Origin of the sequence: Legionella taurinensis, assembly GCF_900452865.1 — a bacterium.
Classification (GTDB): domain Bacteria; phylum Pseudomonadota; class Gammaproteobacteria; order Legionellales; family Legionellaceae; genus Legionella_C; species Legionella_C taurinensis.
Map to the genome: position 1 here is coordinate 439,591 of NZ_UGOZ01000001.1, position 23,659 is coordinate 463,249.

A 23,659-nucleotide genomic window follows, 5' to 3' on the forward strand; every position below is an offset into this window, starting at 1 on the left:
GGAAAAGCATGAAAAAATTAGACTAATCAATCAATTGCTGTTATGATTTGGTCGTTTATTGCGCGTCAACAAAAAGGGTATCGAGAAAAGGTGATCATTGCATGATAAAACAAAGAACTCCTAAGAAAGTAATTCAAGCAACAGGTGTAGGCTTGCATTCAGGCGAAAAAGTTCTTCTTACTCTGCGCCCGGCACCCATCAATACCGGTATTGTTTTCAGACGCACTGATTTAAATCCACCCGTTGAAATCCCTGCTTCCTACGACAACGTGGGCGACACCATGCTCTGCACCTCGCTGCACCGTAACGGCGTGAAGGTTGCAACCGTTGAGCACTTGCTCTCAGCTCTGGCTGGATTGGGCATTGATAATGCCTATGTGGATGTCAATGCGCCGGAAATCCCCATCATGGATGGCAGTGCGGCTCCCTTTGTCTTTTTAATTCAATCCGCAGGAATCCGTGAACAGAGCGCTGCCAAGCGTTTTATCCGCATATTGAAACCCATTCGCGTGGAAGACAAGGACAAGTACGTGCAATTTTTGCCGTACAATGGCTATAAAATCTCATTTACCATCGATTTTGATCATCCGGCGTTTAACGGTCGGCCGCAAAAGGCGAGCTTCGATTTTTCCGATACGTCCTATGTCAAAGAAGTATGCCGTGCCAGAACTTTTGGCTTCTTGTCCGATTATGAAAAACTGCGTGAAAATGATTTGGCGAAAGGCGGCAGCATGGACAATGCCATCGTGGTAGACGATTACCGCGTGCTCAATGATGACGGCTTGCGCTTCGAAGGTGAGTTTGTCGCTCACAAGGTCCTTGATGCCATTGGCGATTTGTATTTATTGGGATGCGGCTTGATTGGCGCGTTCGAAGGCTACAAATCCGGGCATGAATTGAACAATCGCCTGCTCAGGGAATTGATGGTTCGTCAGGATGCCTGGGAATACACCTATTTTGATGCTGAAAATTACCAACCCGCGGTTGTCCCTGATTTCTTCCCTGTTGAAGCCTAATCACACGTCCTTGCCTCTGCAGTAATCCTCAATGCCGATGCGCCTCTAGGCTTTATTGTCCTGTGCCAGTTTGTAAAGTGCCTCCTGAAGCGGCGGATAAGGGCAGGTTTCTCCCGCCTGTTGAATGGCTGCACGCGCCTTGTCTGAGAGCGGCCGGCATTTTCTTTGGATATCCGGACTCAATTTCACTTGCGGCACGATCATTTTAATCTGGATGGAGAGGAGTTGATAAAACCCCGCCTCTTTGCGCAATCGATCGCGCAACGCCGGAAGCTCGTAGCGAAGCGGTGTAGCAAAGGCAGGGTCAGTGAGTGCCAATACCAGACAGCCGCGATTAAAACTGCCCACAGTGCAATGAGCACGAAGCGAAGGACTTAAATACAAGGTCAGCTTGTCATTCAACTCACTCAATTTCATGCTCTGCTCGCAGAGAGAAGCCAGTTGCTTATTCAGGCACTGATTAACGGGGCGCATACAGAGAGGTAGCCGGGCTTAAATGAACCGATTTGGGAGCATAGCAAATTTATTGCATCTCCTCTATGATATGGCAATAAGAATAATGAGGATACCAATGAAGGAAAAAGCCGATACGAATGTTGTCTATGAAGCAGGACTCCATTTAGTCCTTTTTTTCTGGCCGGCGATGCTGGCATTGGCGGGCATGCTCCTCGGTATCGAGTTTGAACAATTAAAAGTCTTGTCTCTGTTCGTTGTTCTTTTCGCCTTAGCCTGGATAGGGATTACCTGGGTGACTTATCATTTTTCCTCTCTGACAATTAAAAAAAAGCAGGTGATATTGCGCACGGGCGTGCTGGTGCGCCAGACGGTGGATATTCCGCTGACTAAAATTGAAACCATAGACATTCGCCAGTCCATCTTAGGCAGTCTTTTACGCTATGGATCGCTCGTTATTACCGGGACAGGCGGAACACGCTATTTGATCAATTACCTGGATAAACCATTAACCTGTCGACGTTACATCGAACAATTAATGAATGAGCAATAACCGCTCACCTGCCCGTGCTTAAACCGACATGCCAACAGCTGCTGTAAATCATTGGGCGATGCCCTTCCTCCCTGAGCCTCTGGTGTGGGTGACCTCGTTAAGCCAAGGGCTTCAGCACCACAATGAGTTACTGCGGTTACAGGACGGTAGCCTGTGGGTGGCCAAATTGTTTGCTTCATCGACCTGGTTAGGTCCCACCCATGCCGATCATCTTGAATTCACAGAGGAATTGGCGGCGGTCGTCGCCACCCGTCTTGGGCTGACACAGCGTGCATTACGCCCGCATCCCTCCGGATTTCTTACCCCGGTCGGGAACCGGGTCGGTTTACTTAAACCCTATTGTCCCGGCAAAATCCATGAGCGGTCATCACCCCATCGGGCAGCCTGTTCAGGCAGAGCGCTGGCTGCCCTTCATCAATTGGGATTTAAGCATCATCTGGCGCAACCCTTTCCAGCCATCGAGGTTGATGACGCCTCCGGCTTGAGTGGGGTTTCTTCACTGATTGACGAATGCAATCAGCAACGCAATCACCGTGACCATGAATGGGTCGTCAGCCATCGCGACCTGCACAGCCATAACGTCGTCTGGCAGGACAACAAACGCCTGTGTCTGCTGGATTGGGAAAGTGCGGGTTTAATTCACCCGCTGGTGGAGTTGCTGGGCCTTGCACTGAATTGTGCCGGCGTGGTAGAACAACGCTTCGAAGCGTCGTTATACACAGCGGTGCTGACCGGTTATTATGAACGCGTATCGCACCGCCATAAAGCCGATGACACCCTGTGGTGCCAGATTTTCCATAGCTGGCTGCTCTGGTATGCCTACTGTCTGAAGCAGGGAAAACATCAAGAGGCCGAGGCGATCCTTACCACAGTCAGTCATTTACAGAAATTACTTCCTTCCCTGAAAGCAATCTACACCACGATAAGCGAGACGTGAAAATGAAACGAATTGATTTTCGAAGCGATACGGTCACCCAACCGACGGCCGGCATGATGAAAGCGATGATGGATGCAGAGTTAGGCGACGATGTGTTTGGTGAAGATCCAACCGTCAAAACGCTTGAATCCATTCTCGCTGAGCGCGCCGGAATGGAGGCTGCTGTTTTTGCGCCATCAGGTACCCAGACCAACCTGATGGCAATCATGGCGCATTGTGAGCGCGGCGATGAATACATTGTCGGTCAGACAGCGCATACTTACGTGTGGGAAGGCGGAGGGGCTGCTGTATTGGGCAGTGTGCAGCCGCAACCCCTTGATTTTGAGACGGACGGCACCCTGTTGCTGTCTAAAGTAGCCTTGGTCATCAAGCCGGTGGAAGATCACCATCCCCGTAGTCGGCTATTGTGCCTGGAAAATACCTTGTCCGGTAAAGCCTTGCCGCTTGACTACCTGAAAACCATCCCTTCTTTTTGCCGCGAACAGGGCTTAAGCGCGCATTTAGACGGTGCGCGGGTGTTTAACGCCGTGGTGCATTCAGGGGTTGAACTGCAGGAAATAAGCCGGCACTTCGATTCCATTTCCATCTGCCTGTCCAAAGGATTGGGGGCACCCGTAGGCTCGGTTTTATGCGGTTCCCGCGAGTTGATTGGTAAAGCACGGCGTTGGCGCAAAGTGCTGGGCGGCGGCATGCGGCAGGCCGGATTGCTGGCCGCGGCCGGGATTTATGCGCTCGAGCATCACGTGGCGCGGTTACGAGAGGACCATGAGCACGCCCTGCGGTTGGCCGAGCAATTGGCAGGGATTGAATCCATTCAGGTGGAGAGCGTTGCAACCAATATTCTTTTTGTCAAAGCGGATAAACACTACCCGAAACTGCAGACCCATCTGCAAAGCCAGGGCATTGTTTGGCCCAAAAATCCCAATAAAAGCGGCCACTTGCGTTTAGTCACTCATTTGGACATTCACCGCGACGACATCGAACGAACCATTCAGGAAGTGAAAAAGTTCTATACTCAATCTAGGAGTTGAACGTCCAAGGCGAGGCGATATGAAACGATTGATGCTGCTGGCTGGCCTGTTAATGGCGTTAAGCCCAATGGCTGCGCAGGCCATGCGTTGCCAACAATCCCTGGTGTATGAAGGAGACACCAAATTTGCGGTCCTTAAAAAATGCGGTGAGCCCTTGGCCAAAGAAATCCGTGAAGATCGGCAATTGCTGCTGGATGCCTGGGGTAACCCGGTGGGTGAAAGCATCCGGCAAATTGAGGTATGGACATACCAGAACTCCCCCAACGAGTTTGTCTACGAACTGACGTTTGAAAACGGTCGGGTGAAAAGCATTGATGCCAGCCGTCAATAGCCATTAACCCATACGCAATGGGGATTCTGAACGGGCATCCTCTGCAATTTGCCTGATGTGGTCATCCGTGCTTTGCTGCATGAGCAAAAGCGCGCATTTACCCTGATTGTTTTTGAGGGTGACCTCGGCGCCAAAGTCAATGAACATCGCAATGATCTTGTGTCGATTGGGTAAGGTGGTGGCTTGAATCAGCGCCATCAATGGCGTATTGCCGTCCTCGGAGAGAGGGTCCACCTGAACGCCATGTGCAAGCAGGGAAGCTAAGGGTGCAAGGCAGCGGTTGCGAATTAAGTAATGCAAAAACGGTTGGCCATGAATGCGAAGGCCATCGATGATTTCCGGCCTGCATTGGCGCAGAAGCAGTTGATACACGTGTTCATCGTAAGACAGAGCCAGTTTTACTAACAGCTGTTGCAGGATTTGACGATCAGACTCCGTTGATAAGTCAAACTGATACTGACCGATAAGTAAGCGGTAACATTCCCGTTGATCATGAATCCCCCAGGACGAATCGCCAAGCAGTTGAAAAACGCTTTTACCGCCTGCCGTGACCTGCCGCACATCCGCCCCTGCACTGATTAATTTCCGCAAGGCCAGGGCATTGGCCTGCTCCGCCGCATGATGAATGGCCGCCATGCCCGTTGCATCAAGGCGGTGGAGGTTGCCGTTTAAGCGGGCAATCACCACGTCCATGCAACGGGAATGGCTGAGAAAAGCCGTTTTCAACGGCGTTTTCGCATAGCCGCAGGTTATAAACAGCGAAGCGCCATGATTGAAAAACGTCTGTATGATGCCTTCATGGCCGGTTTGTAAGGCTTCAATGAGGGGCAGGGTGTCAGAAACGCTCTGATTGACATCTATTTTCGCTTGAGACAGAAGACGTTGGATTAAGGGCAGGTCTTCTTTCTGAATAGCCTCCAGCAACAAACCGATTAACTGCCGGGCCTTTGGATGGGCAAGTGCCGCTTGAAGAATGTCCTTTTCGTTAGTTCGATAGGCTTGACGAATAAAACCGCTTAACTCATCAAGAGGGATGTCCGGTGAGGTTAAAAACAAACCCAGGGCATCATAAAAATGGCTGTCTAGGGCCATTTTTAGGGCTGAGCGGCCTGAGCGATCCCGGGCGTGAATGTCGCAAAAGCCATCGCAGAGCAGCCGTTTGATGGCAGGTAAACTGCGCGTCATGACGGCAATGTGCAAGGGGGTAAACTGATTGGCTGAGTGTTGCTGAAACTGCATCGCCTCAGCCGCGCTTTTGGGAAATTCCTGCTCATCAAAAACAGTAAACGTCGACAGCTTAAGTTCATTAACGTCTTTCTGAAAACAGAAGGCGGTGATTAAATACCTTGCCTGAGTACCTGCGCCTTCTACCCAGTCCAATCGCTTTCGGATGACCGCCTGGGCGTGGGTATTCCCCTGTAATTTAAACGTAAAATTGCTGTCGTAATAAGCCAGCGAATGGGGCTTTTTATTATAAGCGGACGTGGTATGCCCGCCGCCGATGAATTCAAAATGAATGCCGGAGGGCATACGCGTCATGTAGGACAGAATTTCCAGAAGCTCTGCCTCGCCGCGCGCATAATTAACGGGTTTTCCCTGTTCATCACGGTTGTGTTCAGGTTCCACATAAAGGGGAAGATACTGGCTGTTTTCCTGCGAACTCCCCTTAATCAGGTCAAATTGGTTCTGGCGATCCGTTTGCCGCAACGAATCAATCGTTCGCAGTTGGGTGTGTTGGAACCAAAGGAGATCATTCGTCCATTGTTCAAACAACTCATCCAGGTTTTTATACCAGGCGGCCTGGGGCAGTGCCGGATTCAACGGCTTGAATAAATCGTCCTCGCTGCCATTCCAATGACTCATCAAGCGTAAGGTGGCAAAATAATAATCCTCGCGGTCGGCATAAAGGGAATGGAGAAAGGAAAACCCGTGACAGTGGCCATCGTGATCAAAATAACGGGTATCACGGTAGTTGAGCTTCAGACGGTAAAGCATGTTATCCAATACAGCTGCCTGATGGATAGGGACTGGGGGGTGGCCGTAAGCCGCGCTTTGTTTAATCGCTGTTAAATCCTGTCCTTCCGCCAGCAAGGGCAGCCATTCATCCCGCTGATGTTGAACGGCAAGATCAAAAGGAGTAAAACCGTACATGTTCCTGTGATGACGCCGATCCGCAAAGCCCGGCAAGCCAAGCAGGTCGCTTAAAAAGGGACAGCCGCTTTTCACGGCAAGGTGAAGAAGGCTATTCCCGATTAAGTTCTCGTGCTGGCAGGTTGCGCCAAGCGCCAGCAATCGCTTCGCTGTGCCTTTGTCGTGACGGGTGATGGCATAGCTTAAGGCTGTGTTTTTTAAGCTGTCCTGTTGATTAATGGCCACGTTCTGACTTAATAAATAATCAACAACAGGGCCATGGCCGTTTTTTACTGCCTCAATCAATGCCGTTGTTCCACCCGGTGCGCTGATTGCCCGCGCCTCTTCAAGCAGGTATTTCACGGTGTGCAATTGGCCATTGGCTGCCGCAACGACCAGTAAGTGATTAACGACGTCGGGTGGTAAGGCGTGTTGCCTTATGGCAGATTTCAGAAAAGAGGTATTGCCCGTTTCTGCGACGCGTCTTAGTGAGACAGGGTGGATTTCGCCCTTTTGCTTGAAAAATTGACCCGTGCAGCGGGGCGTGCGGTAATTTTTGGCCGAAGGGAATGCGGCTTTTAACCACTGCTCGATCGCTTCTTTAAACCAGGCCGTCTGTTCAGGATTTCTCTGGCATTGGCTTAAATGGACATCGCTGCAATCCGCATTCTCCATGAACAGCTTCTGTGCTACGGCCAAGTGACCGTTTTCCAGAGCCAGATGTATGGCTTGTTGGGAGAGGTTGTTTTTTCTATCGATGTCGATGTTGTTTTTTAGGCATTCCCTTAGTTTATCCATGTCTCCCAATGCAGCGGCATAATGCAATAACGAGTTACCGTGCACATCGGTAAAATTGAAATCGGTTTTGTAGAGGCAATAAGGCGGGTAAGGATGGGCTGCTTCAAAGGCTCGCCGTTTAATGATCAAGGCTTTTAATTGATTGAATCGTTGCAAATCACGGGCATGGGTTGGCGAATGGTCTGTTGGCATGAGGGGAACTCAGAAGTGTCCGGTGAAAAAATGATGGATTATAGCTCATTTTGTTTACAAAGGGAGAAAAAGACGGTTGACATAAGTGATTGATCCCCCTCGAAATTCTTCTATCATCTGTTAAACTGATCAAACGAATGCTGAATAAAGGATTATTATGCGTACGTTATTCATTGTGTTGTGTCTGGCATCCAGCCTGGTTTTTGCTGAAAAGGAAATTGCCATTACCATCGATGATTTGCCGCTGGTGGCCTCGCGAATGGATACCCCAGGCAATCAACAGCGTGCCACGGAGCGTTTCAGTAAAATTGTTCAAGCCCTTGTGGATAATAAAGTGCCTGCCACCGGGTTTGTGATTGCCGGCGCCATCGAAAAAGGGCAATGGGCTTTTCTTGAGCAATTCCGTCAGGCCGGTTTTGAGTTGGGCAATCACACCTATTCGCACCGCAGCTTAAATCAGATTGGCGCGGACCGTTACATTGCCGACATCGAAAAAGCCGATAAAATCCTTAACCCGCTGATGACGGAGCCGAAGTATTTCCGTTACCCCTACCTGGCCGAAGGGGCTAACCAAACGCGGGAAAAGGTCCATCAATACTTGGCTGAACAGCATTATGTCATCGCGCCGGTGACCATTGACAGCGATGATTTCCGCTTTAACGAGATGGTTTATCGCGTGCCCTATCGTTCAAGGGAAGCCTACATTCAAAAACTCAAACCCCGTTACTTAGCCTACATCTGGAACCGCACGCTGCGCGCAGAAAAGAAGGCCAAAAACAAGAATGCCAGGCAAATTCTGTTGTTGCATGCCAATGTACTGAACAGTTATGTGCTGGGCGATATCATTGCCATGTACCGGAAAAACGGCTATCAATTCATTACCTTGACGCAGGCTTTAGAAAACCCTGCGCCGGAACTTGATTTCTCATTCGAGAATGCGATTAGAAAAAACAAAGGGAGTCACTTCCCTTATTAAGCGGTTACTCTTCCGCGTCGGCGCTGTAGCCGCAGCCTTCGCGGGGGCAAAGGATTTGTTTGCCTGAGCGTTTGGTTTCCTTGACCGTCAACAAGGGCCAGGCGCATTGAGGACAGGGTGTTGCCACCGGCTCATTCCACAAGGCATAGTCGCATTTGGGGTAGTTGCCGCAGGAATAGAAAATTTTGCCTTTGCGCGACTTCCGTTTCAAAAGGGTGGCCTCATGGCATTTGGGGCATTCCACACCGGTATCGGCTGGTTTTTCCAGCGGTTCAATGAATTTACAATCGGGGTAATTACTGCAGCCAATGAAGCGGCCGTAGCGTCCGGTTTTAATGTGCAAAGCTCCCTGACACTCGGGACAGCTTCGACCCTCCACGACATCCGGTTCGGCTTTTTCCCCTTCAGCATGGCCTAAATCCTGGGTGTAATCGCATTCTGGATACCCGGTACAACCAATGAAACGCCCGCGTTTACCCAGACGAATGGCTAAGGGTTTACTGCATTTGGGGCATTGTTCATCCAGGGTCTCGGTGGTCACGTCTTTGCGTTGCACTTGTTCATCGGTTTGATGGACCTGGTGAATAAACGGCTTCCAGAATTCTTCCAGCACGGGCACCCATTCCCGCTCGCCGCGCGACACGGCATCCAGCGTGTCTTCCAGTTCGGCGGTGAACTTGTAATCCACGTAGCGGGTAAAATGGCCCGTGAGAAAACGGTTAACAATACGTCCCACGTCCGTTGGGACAAAGCGTTTTTTATCGACAATCACGTATTCGCGCTGCTGCAGGGTATGAATAATGGTGGCATAAGTCGATGGACGGCCAATGTCGTATTCTTCCAGGGCTTTAACCAGCGAGGCTTCCGAATAGCGAGGCGGTGGTTCGGTAAAGTGCTGACTAGCCTGGATATCCTGAAGCATCACCTTTTCACCGAGTTTAAGATTGGGCAATAAAATGCCATGTTGCTCGTCTTCCGCCAGATCATCCTGCCCTTCTTCATACACGGTAAGAAAACCGGGAAACGTAATGGTGGCGCCATTGGCACGGAAGATGTTGCCCTGACCACAGGTGAAATCAATCGCGACCGTATCTAAAACGGCATCGGCCATCTGACAGGCGACGGTACGTTTCCAGATCAGGCTGTAGAGCTTGAATTGATCGGTGGACAGTGATTCCTGCACCATTTCAGGCGTCCGTTTAATGGACGTGGGGCGAATGGCTTCATGCGCTTCCTGAGCATTTTTGGATTTGGTTTTGTAAAGACGCGGGCTTCCGGGGTAATTGTCATTGCCGTAGCGGTTAATAATGAATTCCCGGATGTCGTCCAACGCTTCGTTGGAAAGATTGACCGAGTCGGTACGCATATACGAAATAAGACCGACGGTCCCTGAACCAATATCAATCCCCTCGTATAACTGTTGGGCGATCATCATGGTTTTTCGCGCCGTAAAGCCCAGTTTGCGAGCCGCTTCCTGTTGCAGGGTGGAGGTAATGAAGGGGGCGGCGGGTTTGCGTTTGCGCTGTTTCTTTTCGATGTTATCAACAACCAGAACCCCCTGGGCCTGCTGCAATAACGTGTCGCGCAGACGGTGGGCCTCGTCACCCTGGGTGATGCTGAACTGGTGCAGCTTTTCACTCTGAGAGTGGGTGAGGCGGGCTTCAAACGCGGCTTTTTCATGCTGGCAGTGGGCAATAATTCGCCAGTATTCCTGGGCGATAAAGCGTTCGATTTCTTCTTCGCGCTCCACAATCAGGCGCAAAGCCGGACTTTGCACACGGCCTGCGGAAAGGCCGCGTCTGATTTTTTTCCATAACAGCGGGGAAAGATTAAAACCCACCAGATAGTCCAGCGCCCGGCGTGCCTGCTGCGCATTCACCAAATCCATGGAAATGGAGCGGGGATTATTAATGGCTTCCTGAATGGCCGATTTGGTAATCTCATTGAAAAAAATACGGTGAACTTCTTTGTTTTTTAACAGATTACGTTCTTTCATTAATTCGTAAACGTGCCAGGAAATGGCTTCGCCTTCGCGGTCAGGGTCGGTTGCCAGAAGGAGTGAGTCTGAATTTTTAAGCGCTTTGGCGATGGATTCGATGTGTCGCGCGTTTTTTTCAATGGGAGTGTAGGTCATGGTGAAGTGGTTATCGGGATTGACCGATCCCTTGCGCGGCGGCAAATCCCTGACGTGGCCATAGGAGGCCAGGACATCGTAGTCTTTGCCCAGGTATTTTTGAATAGTTTTAGCCTTCGCGGGAGACTCCACGATAACCAAATGTTTGTTCATAGAAAGTTGGCCTTAACTTTTTTGTGTTATCAATGTAAGGGTAGTTCATCTTCTTTTTGATAGAGCACAAGATCAAGAAAAGCAAGTTGTGCGGAATCAAGATGCTCTGCCAAAGTATTGCGAATAGTCCATTTCGTCTCCTGCAACGTGACAAAGCGGGATTCGGAAAAAAGCAGTTGATTAATGATTTGCTCCATGGTCTCAGTCGCGATAACGCCCCAAAGCATCATGCGCACGATAAACTGATGGCTGGCTTTGGTCAGTTTCATTTGTTCATCAACGGTAAACACCCGCGTGGCAGTCATGTTGGCTGGCCTGACCACGAGCGTACTTTTCTCAGGGTTGGTAGAATCAAGACCATTTTCCCCGTCTGGCTGGGCTGTCTCTGCGTTTTGCTGAGATTTGTTTTCCTTTAACTGAGACAAACTTTTCTCAAAGAAATTCATCAACATCTCAAACAAGCTATCTTTCATATGCACACCTCATGTAACCGCCGGGTACTGATTTGACAATGCCCTCTAATTCCAATATGGCCAGGTCAGAGACAACGTCCTCAACGTTTAAGCCGCTGCGGTCGACGATCTGATCGACCGTCGTCGTCTCAAAGCCAATGCACTTTACTAGGTTTTTATTGTTGGTTGCAAGGGATGACCTGGATTGATTTGCTTTTTTATCCGGAATGGTTAATTTTAACTCTTCCAGGATGTCCTCCGTCGAGGTAACCAGCTTAGCGCCCTGCTGTAAAAGAAAATGACACCCCCTGGATTGCGGGTTATGGATTGAGCCAGGTACAGCCATCACCTCCCGATTTTGCTCCAGTGCCAGGCGCGCAGTGATCAACGAACCGCTGCGAAGTGCCGCTTCTACAACCAAGGTGGCCAAGGATAAGCCACTTATTATACGATTTCTGCGTGGAAAATGTCCAGCACTGGATGGACTATTTAGCGGAAACTCACTCAGCAACAAGCCGTTTTTACTTAATTTATCAGCCAGTTGCTGGTGTTGGCGCGGATAGACGCGATCAATGCCTGTCCCCATGACGGCAATGGTTTTTCCTCCCGCAGCCACGCAACCGGCATGTGCCCGGGCGTCGATGCCCAATGCCAGCCCGCTGACAACGGTGATTTGCCGGCTTGCCAATTCAAAGGCAAAGTGTTCGGCAGTCTCACTGCCGCTGACGGAAGGCTTGCGGGTTCCAACCATGGCAATGCAGGGCTGCTTGAGTGCGGCTAAGTCCCCCATCGCATAGAGGACCACCGGCGGATCATGGATTTCGCGAAGCAGGGCCGGGTAGGCGTCATCCTCCCAGGTCAACACATGGTGGTGGGGCGAAGACTGCTGCCAGGCGGTATCTGCGTCGATGGTTCTGTGCTCAAACCGCTCAATGGCCCGCGCCATTTTAGGCGGCAAACCGGCGTCAAGCAGGGCCGCATAAGGCGTGTTGAACAGATCCGCCAATACCGGCCATTGTCGCAGTAATTTCATGACAGTGCGTGGGCCGATGGCAGGGATGCGGTTTAAGGCGAGGAGGTAAGGCTTGTTGATCATGGATTGGTAACTTTATCCATCAAATGAACGGCTCGGGTTGAACGCACGACCAAGGCAAAACTGGTTTTGCTAAAGACTCTGAAAATCATCATTTCTCCCACCCGTTCGCGGGGCAGAAGGATTTCCTCCTGACGATTGAGCGGATCGCGGATTAAGCGCTGCTCGGAGTAAATCGCCAGCACGTCGCCTGATTCAAGCCCCGCGTCATCTCCGCGGTCGATAACGGCCACCAGCCCCACAGCGCCCTGAGTGGAACCGCTGGGCAAGCCGCCGGGTAAATCAATGATGGAGCCCCGTATGGGATAGCTCGGCGTTTTGGGTAGAAAGTTCAGTTTGAATTCCGGGAAATCATTGAGCATGACCCGGTCTCTTATTTTGACGCCCTCGGTAATTTCCGTCAAAAGGATGGTGGCCGGCTCACCGCCCCGTACCAATTCGCCATAGCCAACTAAAGTCGCTTTATAACCTAATTGCCGATGGGTCACTGGCTCAAGGTAGGGGCACTCGGGTCGGTACACGGCATAGGAAATCGTCGCACCTCTTGGCATTTTACGTGAAGGATGCAGTTTTTTCACATAGACTTCATCCCCCTGACCGCCCAGCATGTGTTCGCCGGTAAAAGCCACGATGTAGGGCGCCTGGGCCAGCAGGTTCTTGTCCATGACCAGGGACGCATTCAGGAAGGGTTTGATGTCCATGAGCGGGATGGGAGGAATCGCTGCGTCACTGGGCATGGGCCGCATATGCGGCGACAGTTTAATCGTGCCGTTGGATAAGACTTTCAGGTAGGGGTGACGTTGGTAAAAACGGAGTTCCAGAACGGCACCGGGATAAAGCCGGTTCGGGTTTTTAATGGTCGGATTGGCATGCCATAGGGCTTTCCATTCCCAGGGACGGTTTAAATACTTGGTGGCAATTGACCACAATGTATCGCCGGGCTGAACAACGTACCGTCTGGGGTAATCGGAGCGAAGGGATGTCACGTGCGGTGCTGAAGAGAAGGCTTGCAGGTCAAATGAGAGAAAAAAGCATAAAAGAATCAGCAAGTATCGCATTGATCAGTCCTTGGTCCAATTGTTGGCATCTTGCAGCTGCACAGGGTATTAGCGATAATACCACGCAATTCACCTTTTAAAACAGATGTCTTATGGCTATTCGCAAGATTATTTACCTGCCTGATGCGGTGTTGCGCCAGGTCGCCAAACCGGTTGAACAGTTCGACGACGCATTGCAAACGCTCATCGATGACATGTTTGAGACCATGTACAGTGTCAATGGCGTAGGCCTTGCCGCTCCGCAAATCGGCGTGAGCCTCCGTTTGTCGGTTATTGATGTGATTGGCGACAAAAAACAGCAGCTCGTCCTCATCAATCCCGAAATTATCGCTTCCGAAGGGCAAAAAGAATACCAGGAAGGCTGCCTGTCTGTGCCTGGGGTATACGACACGGTGGTGCGCGCCGACAAGGTCACCATTCGGGCACTGGACAGAAACGGCAAGGCGTATGAAATGACTGCTGACGGTTTGCTCGGCGAGTGTTTCCAGCACGAGATTGACCATTTAAACGGCAAACTCTATGTGGATTTACTGTCGCCGCTCAAACGCAGCATGGCAAGGCGCAAGCTTGAAAAATTCAAGCGTCAGATGGCGCGCAAATAATGACGTCGCTGTCGATTGTTTTTGCAGGCACACCTGAGTTTGGTTTGCCCTGTCTGGAGGCGCTGGCTGGTTCGGTGCACCGTCTCACCGCCGTTTACACCCAACCGGACAGGCCGGCGGGACGCGGCCGCCACCTGCAGCCTTCCGCTGTCAAGCGCTGGGCTGTCGATCACGGCCTGCCGGTTTATCAACCACTCAATTTTAAAACCCCCGAAGCGGTAGACGAACTGGCCGCCTTAAAACCGGACTTAATGGTCGTGATCGCTTACGGCCTCATCCTGCCGAGGAACGTGTTAACCATCCCCCGTTTGGGCTGCATCAATGTGCATGCGTCGCTGTTGCCCCGCTGGCGAGGCGCTTCGCCCATTCAACAGGCCATCCTGCATGGGGACAAGCAATCCGGCGTGACCATCATGCAGATGGACGTTGGCCTGGATACCGGTGACAGTCTGGTTGAAACTGCCTGTGAATTGACGGCAAGGGAAACGGCAGCCAGTCTGCACGATAAACTGGCGCAACTAGCGCCAAAAGCCCTGCTTGAAGCCATTGATGCGTTGGCTGAAGGACGCGCCAAACCGGTTGTGCAAAACCATGCGCTCGCCACCTACGCATCGAAAATTGACAAAGACGATGCCCGCATTGACTGGCATCAGACGGCTGACGTCATTGACAGGCAAATCCGCGCCTATAATCCCTGGCCTGTGGCGTATACCCGAATGGGTGAGGAAAACCTGCGGATTTATCAGGCCCGTAGTGAGCCCGATTCCCACGGTAAAGCCCCGGGCACGGTGTTAAGCATCGACAAGCACGGCCTGCGGGTAGCAACGGGCGAAGGGGCGCTGTGCATTGAAATTCTGCAGTTTCCCGGCGGCAAAGCCATGCGTGTTGCCGATTGGCTGAATGCCGGCCGCGCCGGACAATTGATTAATCAGGTCCTTCAATGAGTAAAAATGATCGCCTGCAGGCCTTAGACGCCCTGATGGCTGTGTTTAAGGAAAACACCCCCCTATCCTACAGCCTGTCCAATGCCTCTCCACTGGCTAAAGAAATTGCCTATGGCGTCTGTCGCCATTATTTTCGGTTACAGTGCCTGGGCGATAGCCTGCTGAAAAAGCGTCCCAAACCGCTGGAGGTCTGGATTGTGGTGTTGATGGGGCTTTACCAGTTGATGTATCTGAACAAACCTATCTATGCAACAGTCAAGGAAACGGTGGCGTTGCTTACCTTGGTGAAACAAGCCTGGGCTAAGGGGTTAGTCAATGCGGTCCTCCGAAATTTCTGCCGTGAAAAGGACGATTTATTGGCAAAGGTACACACCCGGCCCGAGTACCTGTCGGGTCACCCCGATTGGTTGGTTAAACGCTTGCAACAGGATTGGCCGCAACACTGGCAGGCGATAGTGAAGGCCAATGATCAGCATCCGCCGATGAGTCTGCGCGTCAATCAACTTCGCTCCTCCCGCGAAGACTACTTAAAGCGGCTACAGGATAACGGCATCGCAGCGCACGCCCACTCGCAGGCAGCGCAAGGCATCGCATTGGAGCAGGCCTGTGATGTTTGGGACTTGCCCGGCTTTGCAGAGGGGGATGTCTCTGTGCAGGACGAGTCGGCGCAACTGGCCGTGACCCTGCTTGATTTACAATCCGGACTGCGCGTGCTTGACGCCTGCTGTGCGCCCGGCGGCAAGACTTGCCATATTCTGGAAACTGAAACCCGGCTTAAAGCCTGTGTCGCGCTGGATGTGGATGAAAAACGGCTGACGCGCGTGAACGAGAATCTGTCACGCCTGCACCTGAAAGCGACTGTGCTCCAGGGCAACGGCCTGGATCCTTCGTCGTGGTGGGATGGCGAGTGCTTTGATCGCATTTTACTGGATGCCCCCTGTTCCGCCCTGGGCGTTATCCGCCGGCACCCGGACATCAAGCTTTTGCGCAGCGAAAAGGACATCCGCGAGGTGGCCGCCCTGCAAAAGGCCTTGCTGCAAGCACTCTGGCCCCTGCTGGCACCGCAGGGGGTGCTGGTTTATGCCACCTGCTCCATTCTTCCAGTTGAAAATGAACAGCAGATTGCAGCCTTTGCAGCACAGTATTCCGATTGTGACGTCTTAACGGGTGAACAACCCTGGGGACTTTTTACCGGTCATGGCTGGCAAATCATGCCCGGGGACGGAAACCGGGATGGTTTTTTCTACAGTGTGTTACGCAAAGGATAAACGAAATGCTGATTAACTGGCCGCTGATTATCATCCTCACCGGTTTGTCTTTACCGGGCATTGTCATCGCCATTCCCCGCCTGATTCATCTGCTGTTGCCGAAAAACAGCGAGGAGTTAAGGAAAAAAATCAGCCGCTTTGCGATGCTGCAAACCTTGATGATGGTCATCCTGATGAGTTTTGCCGGTACGATTTTATCGCTTAAAACAGGGTTAAACGAACCCATCCTGCAGGGTTTGCTTCACAATCAACCGGTGGCGGGCTTGTTGCAGGAGATGCTGTTGCCGGTATTTCTAAGTGTTCTTGGCGGGCTGTTGGTCTTCTTTTTCCTCTATTACGGCGTTGTTGTCAGTATTCTCGATGACAAAAGCCTGACGGTTTTATACACCGTGCGTGCGGCCTTGCGGCTTGACGGCTGTATTCTGTATGGCGGCGTCGTGGAAGAAATCATTGGCCGTTTTGGGCTGATGAATGTCATTGCCTATTTCGGCGCCCTGTTTACCGGGCGAATTTCGGCAGGCGTTATTGGCTTTGCCATGTTAAGCAGCGGCTTGTTGCTCAGTCTGGGGCATTTACCCGCCTACATCGCGGCAGGGTGCACACCCAGCCGTCGTTTTGCATATGCCATGGTGCTGTTAAATCTCTGGCAGACCGCTTTATTTGGCTGGTTGTTCTGGCAATACGGGCTTCTCGCAGCCATCGCCGGTCATGTTCTTTTTCATATTGGCTGGTATCTTTATGATCCTGCTCCAAAACCGATTGTTCCTGACGGGGCAGCCTAAGCATTTTGATTTGCCAAACGGGCGGCACTTGTGAAACAATTTTTCGCACTTGTCTTCCAGTCCGATTTGGATAATGCAAACACCTGCCCAGTATCAGTTATTGCCTTTAGATTCCCTGCAGCCGGGGCGCTATCAACCGCGAATCCATTTTGAAGAGACGGCGCTTCGGGAGTTGGCCCAATCCATTACTTCCCAGGGTCTGATTGAACCGCTGGTGGTCAGATCCATTGCGGCGGGACGCTATGAAATCATTGCCGGTGAACGCCGCTGGCGCGCGGCGAAACTGGCTGGATTAAGCGACATTCCCTGCCTGATTGGTCAGTACACCGATCAACAGGCCGCGGCGTTAACGCTGGTTGAAAACATTCAGCGTCAGGAACTGAATTTGATTGAAGAAGCGACAGGCTATCGTCGTCTCTGTGATGAATTTCACTTCCAGCAGGATGAAATTGCCGTGCTGGTGGGCAAATCGCGAAGTCACATTGCCAATATTCTGCGTTTACTGACGCTCACTCAATCCGTGCAGGATAAAATCTGCAGTGGCGCGCTATCCCTGGGGCATGCGCGCAACCTGGTAGGCATGACGCCTTTTGAGCAGATGCGCTGGGCTGATGAAATCATTGACGGGCAATGGTCTGTGCGCCAACTGGAAGAAAAAGTGCGCCAGGCGAAAGCCGCCCCGGCCCCATTAACCGATCGGCGGCGCGATCGGGATATTGAGCGTCTGCAGAGTCAGCTGGCGGAACAAGTCGGAGCGCCTGTTCAAATTGTAAACGATGACGGCAGCGGGGGATGGCTGCAGATAAAATTTTTTGATAATGATACCCTGGCAGGGCTTCTTGAGCGCATGGGCTTGCGTTATGATTAGCACTTTTGCACTGACGTGTCGGTGTCTTGGCTAATCAGAGTGTCAGACAGATGTTATTTCAATCACCTACTTTAAGGAAGCGAAATTGATGAAAAGGACCTTATCAGGTTTGATTGTGGGCGCGTTGTTTACAACCAGCCTGCATGCCAGTTTTCAAAGCGGCGCGGACAAAATTATCAATCAGGTCGATCCCGCCATGAACATCGGTGTCGAAGTGGTGGACTTAACCAGCGGCACGACGATTTATCGCCGCAATCAGGCACGTTCTTTCATTCCCGCCAGCAACATGAAACTGTTTTCGGATGCCGCGGCGCTGATGGTTTTAGGACCGGATTACCGGTTTAAAAATCAACTCAGTGCAGGGATTGGCACCTTGCAGAATGGCGTACTGAACGGCACGCTGTACCTGCATTTACCCGGTGATCCGTCCTTCAGCCGCGAGCGCTTGGCCAGCCTGTTGGCCTCCTTAAAAACATGGCACATCGACCGCATCGTCGGCAATGTGGTCATTGACAGCAGCCATGCCAATGTGAACCCTTACCCGCCAGGCTGGATGGTGCAGGATCTGGTTTACAGTTATGGTGCGCCGCTGGCGCCCGTAGTGATTGATGCCAACCGCATGATCGTGACAGTCAATCCCGGCGATAAACCCGGGGCGCCGGCCATTGTTGAAGTGGAAGGCGACAAGGGCGGTATTGTCATTAATAATCAGGTTACCACCAAAGACAAAGCCTCCCGTTGCGGCGTGGATTTTTCCATGAACAAGCAAAATCAACTGACGGTGCGCGGCTGTGTCGGCGTGGGCCAATGGGCGGTACAGCAGAAGATGGCCATCCAGAACCCGCTGATTTACGCCCAGGGGTTGATCAAACAGCAACTGAATCAACTCAACATCGTTCATGAAGGCAATGTCACCCTGGGCAGGGCACCCGCCGGTTCCTTGTTGCTGGCCACCGACACGTCCAAGCCCATTGCTCAGCTCATGGCCGATACCTTAAAGCCCTCCGATAACCTCTATGCCGACAGCCTGTTCCTGCATGCTGCCGCGAAATTACAGGGCACGCCGGTTAATTGGGCCGATGCGCAAAGCATCATTAAAAAATTCCTGCAGCAACAAACCGGTATCCCGCTGCAGAATGCCATCCTGACTGACGGTTCCGGCTTGTCCCGGCACGATTTGTTAACGCCGAATCAAACCGTAAGCCTGCTTAAATTTTTATACGAGCGTTTCCCGCTCTCGTACGAATACATCGCCGCCTTGCCAATCTCGGGGCGTGATGGTACCTTGCAGCGCCGCTTTAAGCGGCCTGATCAACAGGATCTGGTGCGCGCTAAAACAGGCACCATGACGGGCGTCATTAGTTTGTCCGGCTACCTTTACACTGCCAATGCGCACACCTTAGCCTTTGCTATCTACATTAATCGTCTGCCGGGAACCAAGCCTTCCGTGTCTGGCCGTTACCGTTATGTGGTCGATGCCCTGTGCACGTATTTCCTGCAGCAAAAGCCAAGCAATAATTCCTGGGCCAAGGTCTTTTCCAAACACCCGCGAATCAAGTATCAGCAAAACCCAACCCAGACTGAACTGCAGCGCAGCCGACAGGCAAAGTGGCGCCGTCTGGAAACCGTGGTTAAGCAAGCCCTTCGAGGGCAGGCGGTGACCATCCTGTACCGTGGCAATGAACTGGTACTGAAGGATAATCAGTCCGATGCCAATCGGGTCATGAATGCTCTGCAGGGTCTTCGCAAAAAATACCCCTTTGCCGTGGCGCTGGCGTCTAAAAACAAGCCCGGTTTAACCGGTAAGCCGCTGGTGATGTGGATAGACGAAGCGCCGCTCACCGCTCAACGGGTTTGGACTATCCGTGAAGCCACCAGTTAAAGACTCGAAAGCGCCTGATTAACAGGCGCTTGACCAAGGCTTATCATGATTCGTGTTATGCTGTTTATTCTTGTGTTGCTGGCCTCGTTTTCCGGCCAGGCAGCCATTCGCTTTTTAACCATCTCCGATATTCATTACGGCGCCGGCAATACGGATGGCGACGGCCATGATACCAGCCCCTCCCTGCTGAAGCTGGCCATGAAAAAATACGCACAATTGTCGCGAAAGGCCGATTTTATTATCACGCTGGGCGACCTTCCCACCCATTTATTCGGGCAGGTGCCGGTTAAGGCAGACTATGAACAGGCAGTATTCCACGCCCTGTATGAGGCTGATAAGGGTAAGCGGCCCCTGTTTTATGTTCCCGGGAACAATGACGCCCTGAAAGGCAATTACCAACCTTTTAATGCAGCAGAAAAAACGCCGCTCGATTTGGCGGCTGACTGGGAGGGAGCCTGCGCTTATTGTGACGGCCTGGTGCTGAATGACAGCGGCATGGGCCGTGATGGCTATTATGCCAGTTATGTCATTCCGGGTGATAAGTCCATTATCCTCATTGCATTAAACTCAACCCTGTTCAGCCACACCCCTTTTTTCCTGCCATCCTACCCGCATCAACAGGATGCGGCGAACAGGCAATTGCGGTGGTTGAAAAAACAGTTATCCACGTACAAAGCCAGGCAATTGCTGATCGCCATGCATGTTCCGCCAGGCAACAATCCCAAGGGCGAGCCGATGTGGCATGACGCGTACCAACAGGCGTTTCTCCGTCTGCTGGAGGACGCTCAGCCCCATTATGGTCAAATAACCCTGCTGACATCCCATACCCACATGGATGAAATCCGGCAAATCCGGCTGTCCAACGCCATGGTGTATGCCTACTCCACGCCCTCCATCAGCCGCGATCACCATAATTACTCGGGAATGAAGCTGTTTAAGCTTGACGAACAGGGCATCCTTGCCGATTTTACGACGTTCTATACCCGCTCCTTTACAGCCTGGAACAATGATCGTTATGCGGCGCTTAAAGGTCCGGATGCGATTTTTCCCCAATGCGCCTCGTCAACGCTGGCTTCCTGCCTGAATTCCTTAAGCCCCGCGACGGTCTGCCGTCGTCTGGATGAGGGCCATTATTACGGTGTAAAAAGCGAGAAAGTTGCCTCTAAGGTCTGCCCGCGTTTTTATCAGATCAATCCGTTAAAGGCAGGATAAGCCGGCGGTTTTTCTCAACGCTGCCTTGTCAAAATCCAATTTTTGCTATAATTCAAAGTGTTCCTATAAAAATTAGCCGACATTATGCTTTCAACAGCACGAATAAAATCAACCACGCTGTCGAATGAGGGATGGTTTAACAGGAAAAGCCTGTTAAATCTCATGAATGAAGTGCTTTTGCTCCTGGCTCTCATCGCCCGCCATGAAAGCAAGGCCACTCAGGCCTTGGTTGAGCAATGGCTGCAAAACATCTTACGTACCGTTTCCCTGTGTTTTGACAGTGGCTCCCCGGAGAGTATGGGATGCCTTGCCAAATTCATCCGCAGCGGTAAAGAGGGGTGGGTTGCTTTTGAGGAGGAGGACTGGGCTGTCTTACACAACATACTGGTGCCTTCCTTCACAGGGACAACGGCTGAGCGTAAGTCGCGATGCCTGAATGAACTTCAGCATTTTATTGCAACAGCCAGTCTGAATAAAAAAAGCCCCAAACCGAATGACATCATGGCGGCAGGCATTCACCAGTTACTTTTTCAGGAGCAGTTGACTGCTTACCTTAATTCATTTCACGCCTCACCCAAAAAAGCAGAGGAGATGTCCAAGTTAACCAAGGCGGTCACTGTGCTGATCATTTATTTTTTAAAGGCCGTGGGCATGGCGCTGACGCCGCTTGCTGTGTTAAGAAAAGACAATAAATATTATTCCCATTTAAAAAGCGGCAAACAAATTCAAACGGTGACCACCCGTCTTCGCGATGCCGCGGTGGGTGTGGCCGATGCCTGCCGGCAAACGGTGTTTCTGCGAAAAAACCAGACTGACATTGAGCGTCAGGCGTTGACGGTTGTTAACGCCGCATCCCAGTTAGCAATTGAATTCACCCTGAAATCCTCGGAGCGCTCGTTGAAACTGGTGAAAGAACGTCTGGCGGCCAAGAAAAAAGCCCTGGGTGAGGCGTCGGAAAAAGCCAGCGGCCTGCAAAAAGAAATAAAAAAGCTGCGCAGTGAAAATCAACAGCTCAAGCAGCAACTTAAAATTGAAGCCAATCTGCTGGAAGCATTAAGGCAGGAATTTGTTACACGCAATAAAGAGGCCCTTCATCTGAGGGAAGAAATTCAGCAGGTTAAAACCGAAACTTCCGGGGTTAAAAATGAACTGCTGCGTCTGCAAAGCCTCATGGAACAGGAACAAAGCCGGCAAAAGGCGCAGGTAAAAAATTTTGACAAGGAGTTGACCCGTTACAGTAAGACCCCCTCCAAGCGGCTTAAACCCTAGGCTTTTCTTTTGTACGCAGTGACAGTTTGAAATGTGCAAACGGCTGCGTGATTTGCCCCAATGCATCCGCATAGCCAATGCCAATCGCGGATACCTTGAATTGCAGGGGTTTCAATTGCCGGTATTCTTGAATTAAAGCGTTCATTTCCTCGTGAAAAGCCGCCGCTTCGGTGGCATTGTTAAACGGCTTGGCCATCAGGGTGATGTGGGGGGCGTATTCAAAAAACACATTGGGACTGCCGTAAAGGCTGAAAGCCTGACGTTTAACGGCGTTCTTCATTGCCCAATCGGGGATAGGCATCTTGTTGTCCCGCAGCGAATTCAATTGCAGCACGGTTTCATCGCTCATCTGCTGCAGGTAATGGTTACCGCTGTTCTCCTGAGGCGGTAAATCAATGCCAAGCATGACGTAATTTCCCTCGGTGACATAGAGCGAGGTGGTTTTTAGCTCCACTGCGTGCCAGAATTTGGCCAGAAAGGCCACTCGTTTAACCAGCTGCGGGATGTTTTTATCGGGGTAATCGGCAAGGTAAAGGGTGACATGCAGCGGGTAAGCGTGAAGAAAAGGCTCTATCTGGTACTTCTTAAAAACCCCCTTGCTTTTTAAAAACTGATTAAACTGCTCAATGGATTGATAAACAGCGAGATTATCCAACTCGACATAGACATTGACGCTGCGGCCAAAAGCGTGCGGTATCAGGAGCATCAAGGTCAGGCAGACCAGTCGTTTCAGCAGGGAATGAGCATTGTTTGTTTTCATCATAAAACCTGGCTAATGAACAGTAAAATCAAAATAGGTCTGGGGGTAGGGTTCTTTCCTCAAGGTGAAGTGCCACCATTCCTTACCATAGGGTTTAAATCCCTGAGCCATCATGAATTGCCTGAGCAGCAGGCGGTTTTGTCGCTGCACGGCTGTTAATTCAGGATAAAAAATATGCGCGCTCCGGTCCAGGCAATCGAAACGGGTGCCGGTGTTGATGGCGTCATCGTCGACATGCTGATTGGTTTTACTGTAACAGGTACCATTGACGCGTGCCGGGTAGTGGCCACGCTGGGTCAGTTTCACCAGGGTTAAATCGACCGTGCTGCCGCGGCTGTGGCCTGAAGCGAGTGAAATATAGCCTTTGGCAAACAGGGTGTTTTTTTCTTCGCGTGGGTAATAAAACATTTTGGTGGCGGTGTTGCTTGATTGACTCCATCGGTAAAAGGCTTTCACTGCGCGGCGTGGACGGTAACAATCGTAGACTTTTAATGTATACCCTTTTCTTAAAGCGGCTTTTTCGACTAAGGCGAGTTGCCTTGCAGCTTCCCGGGTCAGAATACACCGCCCCGTTTGATAACCGGGAACGCGCTGTCCAGTAAAATTGTTGGCGCTGGCATAGCGCAGGTCTTCAATGATTTCGGGTGCCACTTGGTGCAGATAGACAAAACCTGCCGGCAGGGCAGTGGCTGAGGCAGTCCATAACGAGGTGAGCAGGGTAATGAACAAAGGGCGCATGGCGTCCTGCCAGTGATTACGGGAAGA

At 51.4% G+C, this 23,659-nt stretch carries 22 protein-coding genes; 14 read left to right on the top strand and 8 right to left on the bottom strand.

Annotation, left to right across the window (positions count from 1 at the left end; all coding sequences use genetic code 11):
• Nucleotides 1-101: 101 nt before the first annotated feature.
• Nucleotides 102-1,016: a UDP-3-O-acyl-N-acetylglucosamine deacetylase gene (gene lpxC / locus DYE45_RS02030; RefSeq protein ID WP_058531819.1), complete on the top strand. Its 915-nt coding sequence runs from the start codon at nucleotides 102-104 to the stop codon at nucleotides 1,014-1,016.
• Nucleotides 1,017-1,061: 45 nt separating this feature from the next.
• Here lpxC and DYE45_RS02035 read toward each other — a convergent pair whose 3' ends face one another.
• Nucleotides 1,062-1,490 carry a DciA family protein gene (locus DYE45_RS02035; protein ID WP_108293182.1) on the bottom strand — a complete coding sequence of 143 codons (429 nt, stop codon included), beginning with the start codon at nucleotides 1,488-1,490 and terminating at the stop codon, nucleotides 1,062-1,064.
• 97 nt (nucleotides 1,491-1,587) lie between these two features.
• Between DYE45_RS02035 and DYE45_RS02040 the strand changes: the two genes are divergently transcribed.
• From DYE45_RS02040 to DYE45_RS02055, 4 genes are read left to right on the top strand one after another with little or no spacing between them, the layout of a single operon-like run.
• Complete coding sequence (locus DYE45_RS02040) at nucleotides 1,588-2,022, top strand: PH domain-containing protein (protein WP_108293180.1); 435 nt, start codon at nucleotides 1,588-1,590, stop codon at nucleotides 2,020-2,022.
• Between the two features lie 28 nt (nucleotides 2,023-2,050).
• Complete coding sequence (locus tag DYE45_RS02045) at nucleotides 2,051-2,959, top strand: phosphotransferase (protein ID WP_108293178.1); 909 nt, start codon at nucleotides 2,051-2,053, stop codon at nucleotides 2,957-2,959.
• A gap of 2 nt (nucleotides 2,960-2,961) precedes the next feature.
• Nucleotides 2,962-3,990 carry a low-specificity L-threonine aldolase gene (ltaE, locus tag DYE45_RS02050; RefSeq protein WP_108293176.1) on the top strand — a complete coding sequence of 343 codons (1,029 nt, stop codon included), beginning with the start codon at nucleotides 2,962-2,964 and terminating at the stop codon, nucleotides 3,988-3,990.
• Between the two features lie 19 nt (nucleotides 3,991-4,009).
• Nucleotides 4,010-4,321 carry a DUF2845 domain-containing protein gene (locus DYE45_RS02055; protein ID WP_108293174.1) on the top strand — a complete coding sequence of 104 codons (312 nt, stop codon included), beginning with the start codon at nucleotides 4,010-4,012 and terminating at the stop codon, nucleotides 4,319-4,321.
• A gap of 3 nt (nucleotides 4,322-4,324) precedes the next feature.
• Here DYE45_RS02055 and DYE45_RS02060 read toward each other — a convergent pair whose 3' ends face one another.
• A complete protein-coding gene (locus DYE45_RS02060; protein ID WP_115300315.1) occupies nucleotides 4,325-7,441 on the bottom strand; it encodes an ankyrin repeat domain-containing protein in 3,117 nt (1,038 codons plus the stop codon).
• Between the two features lie 157 nt (nucleotides 7,442-7,598).
• Between DYE45_RS02060 and DYE45_RS02065 the strand changes: the two genes are divergently transcribed.
• Nucleotides 7,599-8,417: a polysaccharide deacetylase family protein gene (locus DYE45_RS02065; protein WP_370447862.1), complete on the top strand. Its 819-nt coding sequence runs from the start codon at nucleotides 7,599-7,601 to the stop codon at nucleotides 8,415-8,417.
• 4 nt (nucleotides 8,418-8,421) lie between these two features.
• Here DYE45_RS02065 and topA read toward each other — a convergent pair whose 3' ends face one another.
• Genes topA through DYE45_RS02085 form a run of 4 tightly spaced genes read right to left on the bottom strand, consistent with a single transcriptional unit; the run spans nucleotide 8,422 to nucleotide 13,307 of the window.
• Nucleotides 8,422-10,704 carry a type I DNA topoisomerase gene (topA, locus tag DYE45_RS02070; RefSeq protein ID WP_108293168.1) on the bottom strand — a complete coding sequence of 761 codons (2,283 nt, stop codon included), beginning with the start codon at nucleotides 10,702-10,704 and terminating at the stop codon, nucleotides 8,422-8,424.
• Between the two features lie 29 nt (nucleotides 10,705-10,733).
• Nucleotides 10,734-11,177 carry a DUF494 family protein gene (locus DYE45_RS02075; RefSeq protein WP_108293166.1) on the bottom strand — a complete coding sequence of 148 codons (444 nt, stop codon included), beginning with the start codon at nucleotides 11,175-11,177 and terminating at the stop codon, nucleotides 10,734-10,736.
• On the bottom strand, nucleotides 11,167-12,252 hold the full coding sequence (dprA, locus tag DYE45_RS02080; RefSeq protein WP_108293164.1) for a DNA-processing protein DprA: 1,086 nt from the start codon (nucleotides 12,250-12,252) through the stop codon (nucleotides 11,167-11,169). The genes DYE45_RS02075 and dprA overlap by 11 nt, the downstream gene beginning before the upstream one ends.
• The gene (locus DYE45_RS02085; RefSeq protein WP_108293162.1) at nucleotides 12,249-13,307 is read right to left on the bottom strand and encodes a LysM peptidoglycan-binding domain-containing protein; all 1,059 of its coding nucleotides are present in this window, start codon (nucleotides 13,305-13,307) and stop codon (nucleotides 12,249-12,251) included. The genes dprA and DYE45_RS02085 overlap by 4 nt, the downstream gene beginning before the upstream one ends.
• A 92-nt stretch (nucleotides 13,308-13,399) precedes the next feature.
• Between DYE45_RS02085 and def the strand changes: the two genes are divergently transcribed.
• From def to DYE45_RS02125, 8 genes are all read left to right on the top strand, one after another.
• The gene (gene def / locus DYE45_RS02090) at nucleotides 13,400-13,909 is read left to right on the top strand and encodes a peptide deformylase (RefSeq protein WP_108293160.1); all 510 of its coding nucleotides are present in this window, start codon (nucleotides 13,400-13,402) and stop codon (nucleotides 13,907-13,909) included.
• Entirely contained in the window at nucleotides 13,909-14,853 is a 945-nt protein-coding gene (gene fmt, locus DYE45_RS02095) for a methionyl-tRNA formyltransferase (protein WP_108293158.1), read from the top strand. The genes def and fmt overlap by 1 nt, the downstream gene beginning before the upstream one ends.
• On the top strand, nucleotides 14,850-16,121 hold the full coding sequence (gene rsmB / locus DYE45_RS02100) for a 16S rRNA (cytosine(967)-C(5))-methyltransferase RsmB (protein WP_108293156.1): 1,272 nt from the start codon (nucleotides 14,850-14,852) through the stop codon (nucleotides 16,119-16,121). Before fmt ends, rsmB begins: the two co-directional genes overlap by 4 nt.
• A gap of 5 nt (nucleotides 16,122-16,126) precedes the next feature.
• Entirely contained in the window at nucleotides 16,127-16,903 is a 777-nt protein-coding gene (locus DYE45_RS02105; RefSeq protein ID WP_108293154.1) for a CPBP family intramembrane metalloprotease, read from the top strand.
• Between the two features lie 73 nt (nucleotides 16,904-16,976).
• Complete coding sequence (locus DYE45_RS02110) at nucleotides 16,977-17,771, top strand: ParB/RepB/Spo0J family partition protein (RefSeq protein WP_108293152.1); 795 nt, start codon at nucleotides 16,977-16,979, stop codon at nucleotides 17,769-17,771.
• An 88-nt stretch (nucleotides 17,772-17,859) separates the two neighbouring features.
• Nucleotides 17,860-19,653, top strand: coding sequence for a D-alanyl-D-alanine carboxypeptidase/D-alanyl-D-alanine endopeptidase (gene dacB / locus DYE45_RS02115; RefSeq protein WP_108293150.1), 1,794 nt, complete (start codon nucleotides 17,860-17,862; stop codon nucleotides 19,651-19,653).
• Nucleotides 19,654-19,698: 45 nt separating this feature from the next.
• Entirely contained in the window at nucleotides 19,699-20,865 is a 1,167-nt protein-coding gene (locus DYE45_RS02120) for a metallophosphoesterase (protein WP_108293148.1), read from the top strand.
• Nucleotides 20,866-20,949: 84 nt separating this feature from the next.
• Nucleotides 20,950-22,134, top strand: coding sequence for a hypothetical protein (locus tag DYE45_RS02125; protein ID WP_133138161.1), 1,185 nt, complete (start codon nucleotides 20,950-20,952; stop codon nucleotides 22,132-22,134).
• On the opposite strand, the gene DYE45_RS02130 is transcribed toward DYE45_RS02125, so the two are convergent.
• Together DYE45_RS02130 and DYE45_RS02135 are read right to left on the bottom strand one after the other, a co-directional pair.
• Entirely contained in the window at nucleotides 22,124-22,894 is a 771-nt protein-coding gene (locus DYE45_RS02130) for a 2'-5' RNA ligase family protein (protein ID WP_160160657.1), read from the bottom strand. The genes DYE45_RS02125 and DYE45_RS02130 overlap by 11 nt on opposite strands.
• 12 nt (nucleotides 22,895-22,906) lie before the next feature.
• Nucleotides 22,907-23,632 (bottom strand): M15 family metallopeptidase, encoded by a 726-nt coding sequence (locus DYE45_RS02135; RefSeq protein ID WP_108293142.1) that lies wholly within the window; start codon nucleotides 23,630-23,632, stop codon nucleotides 22,907-22,909.
• Nucleotides 23,633-23,659: the final 27 nt, after the last annotated feature.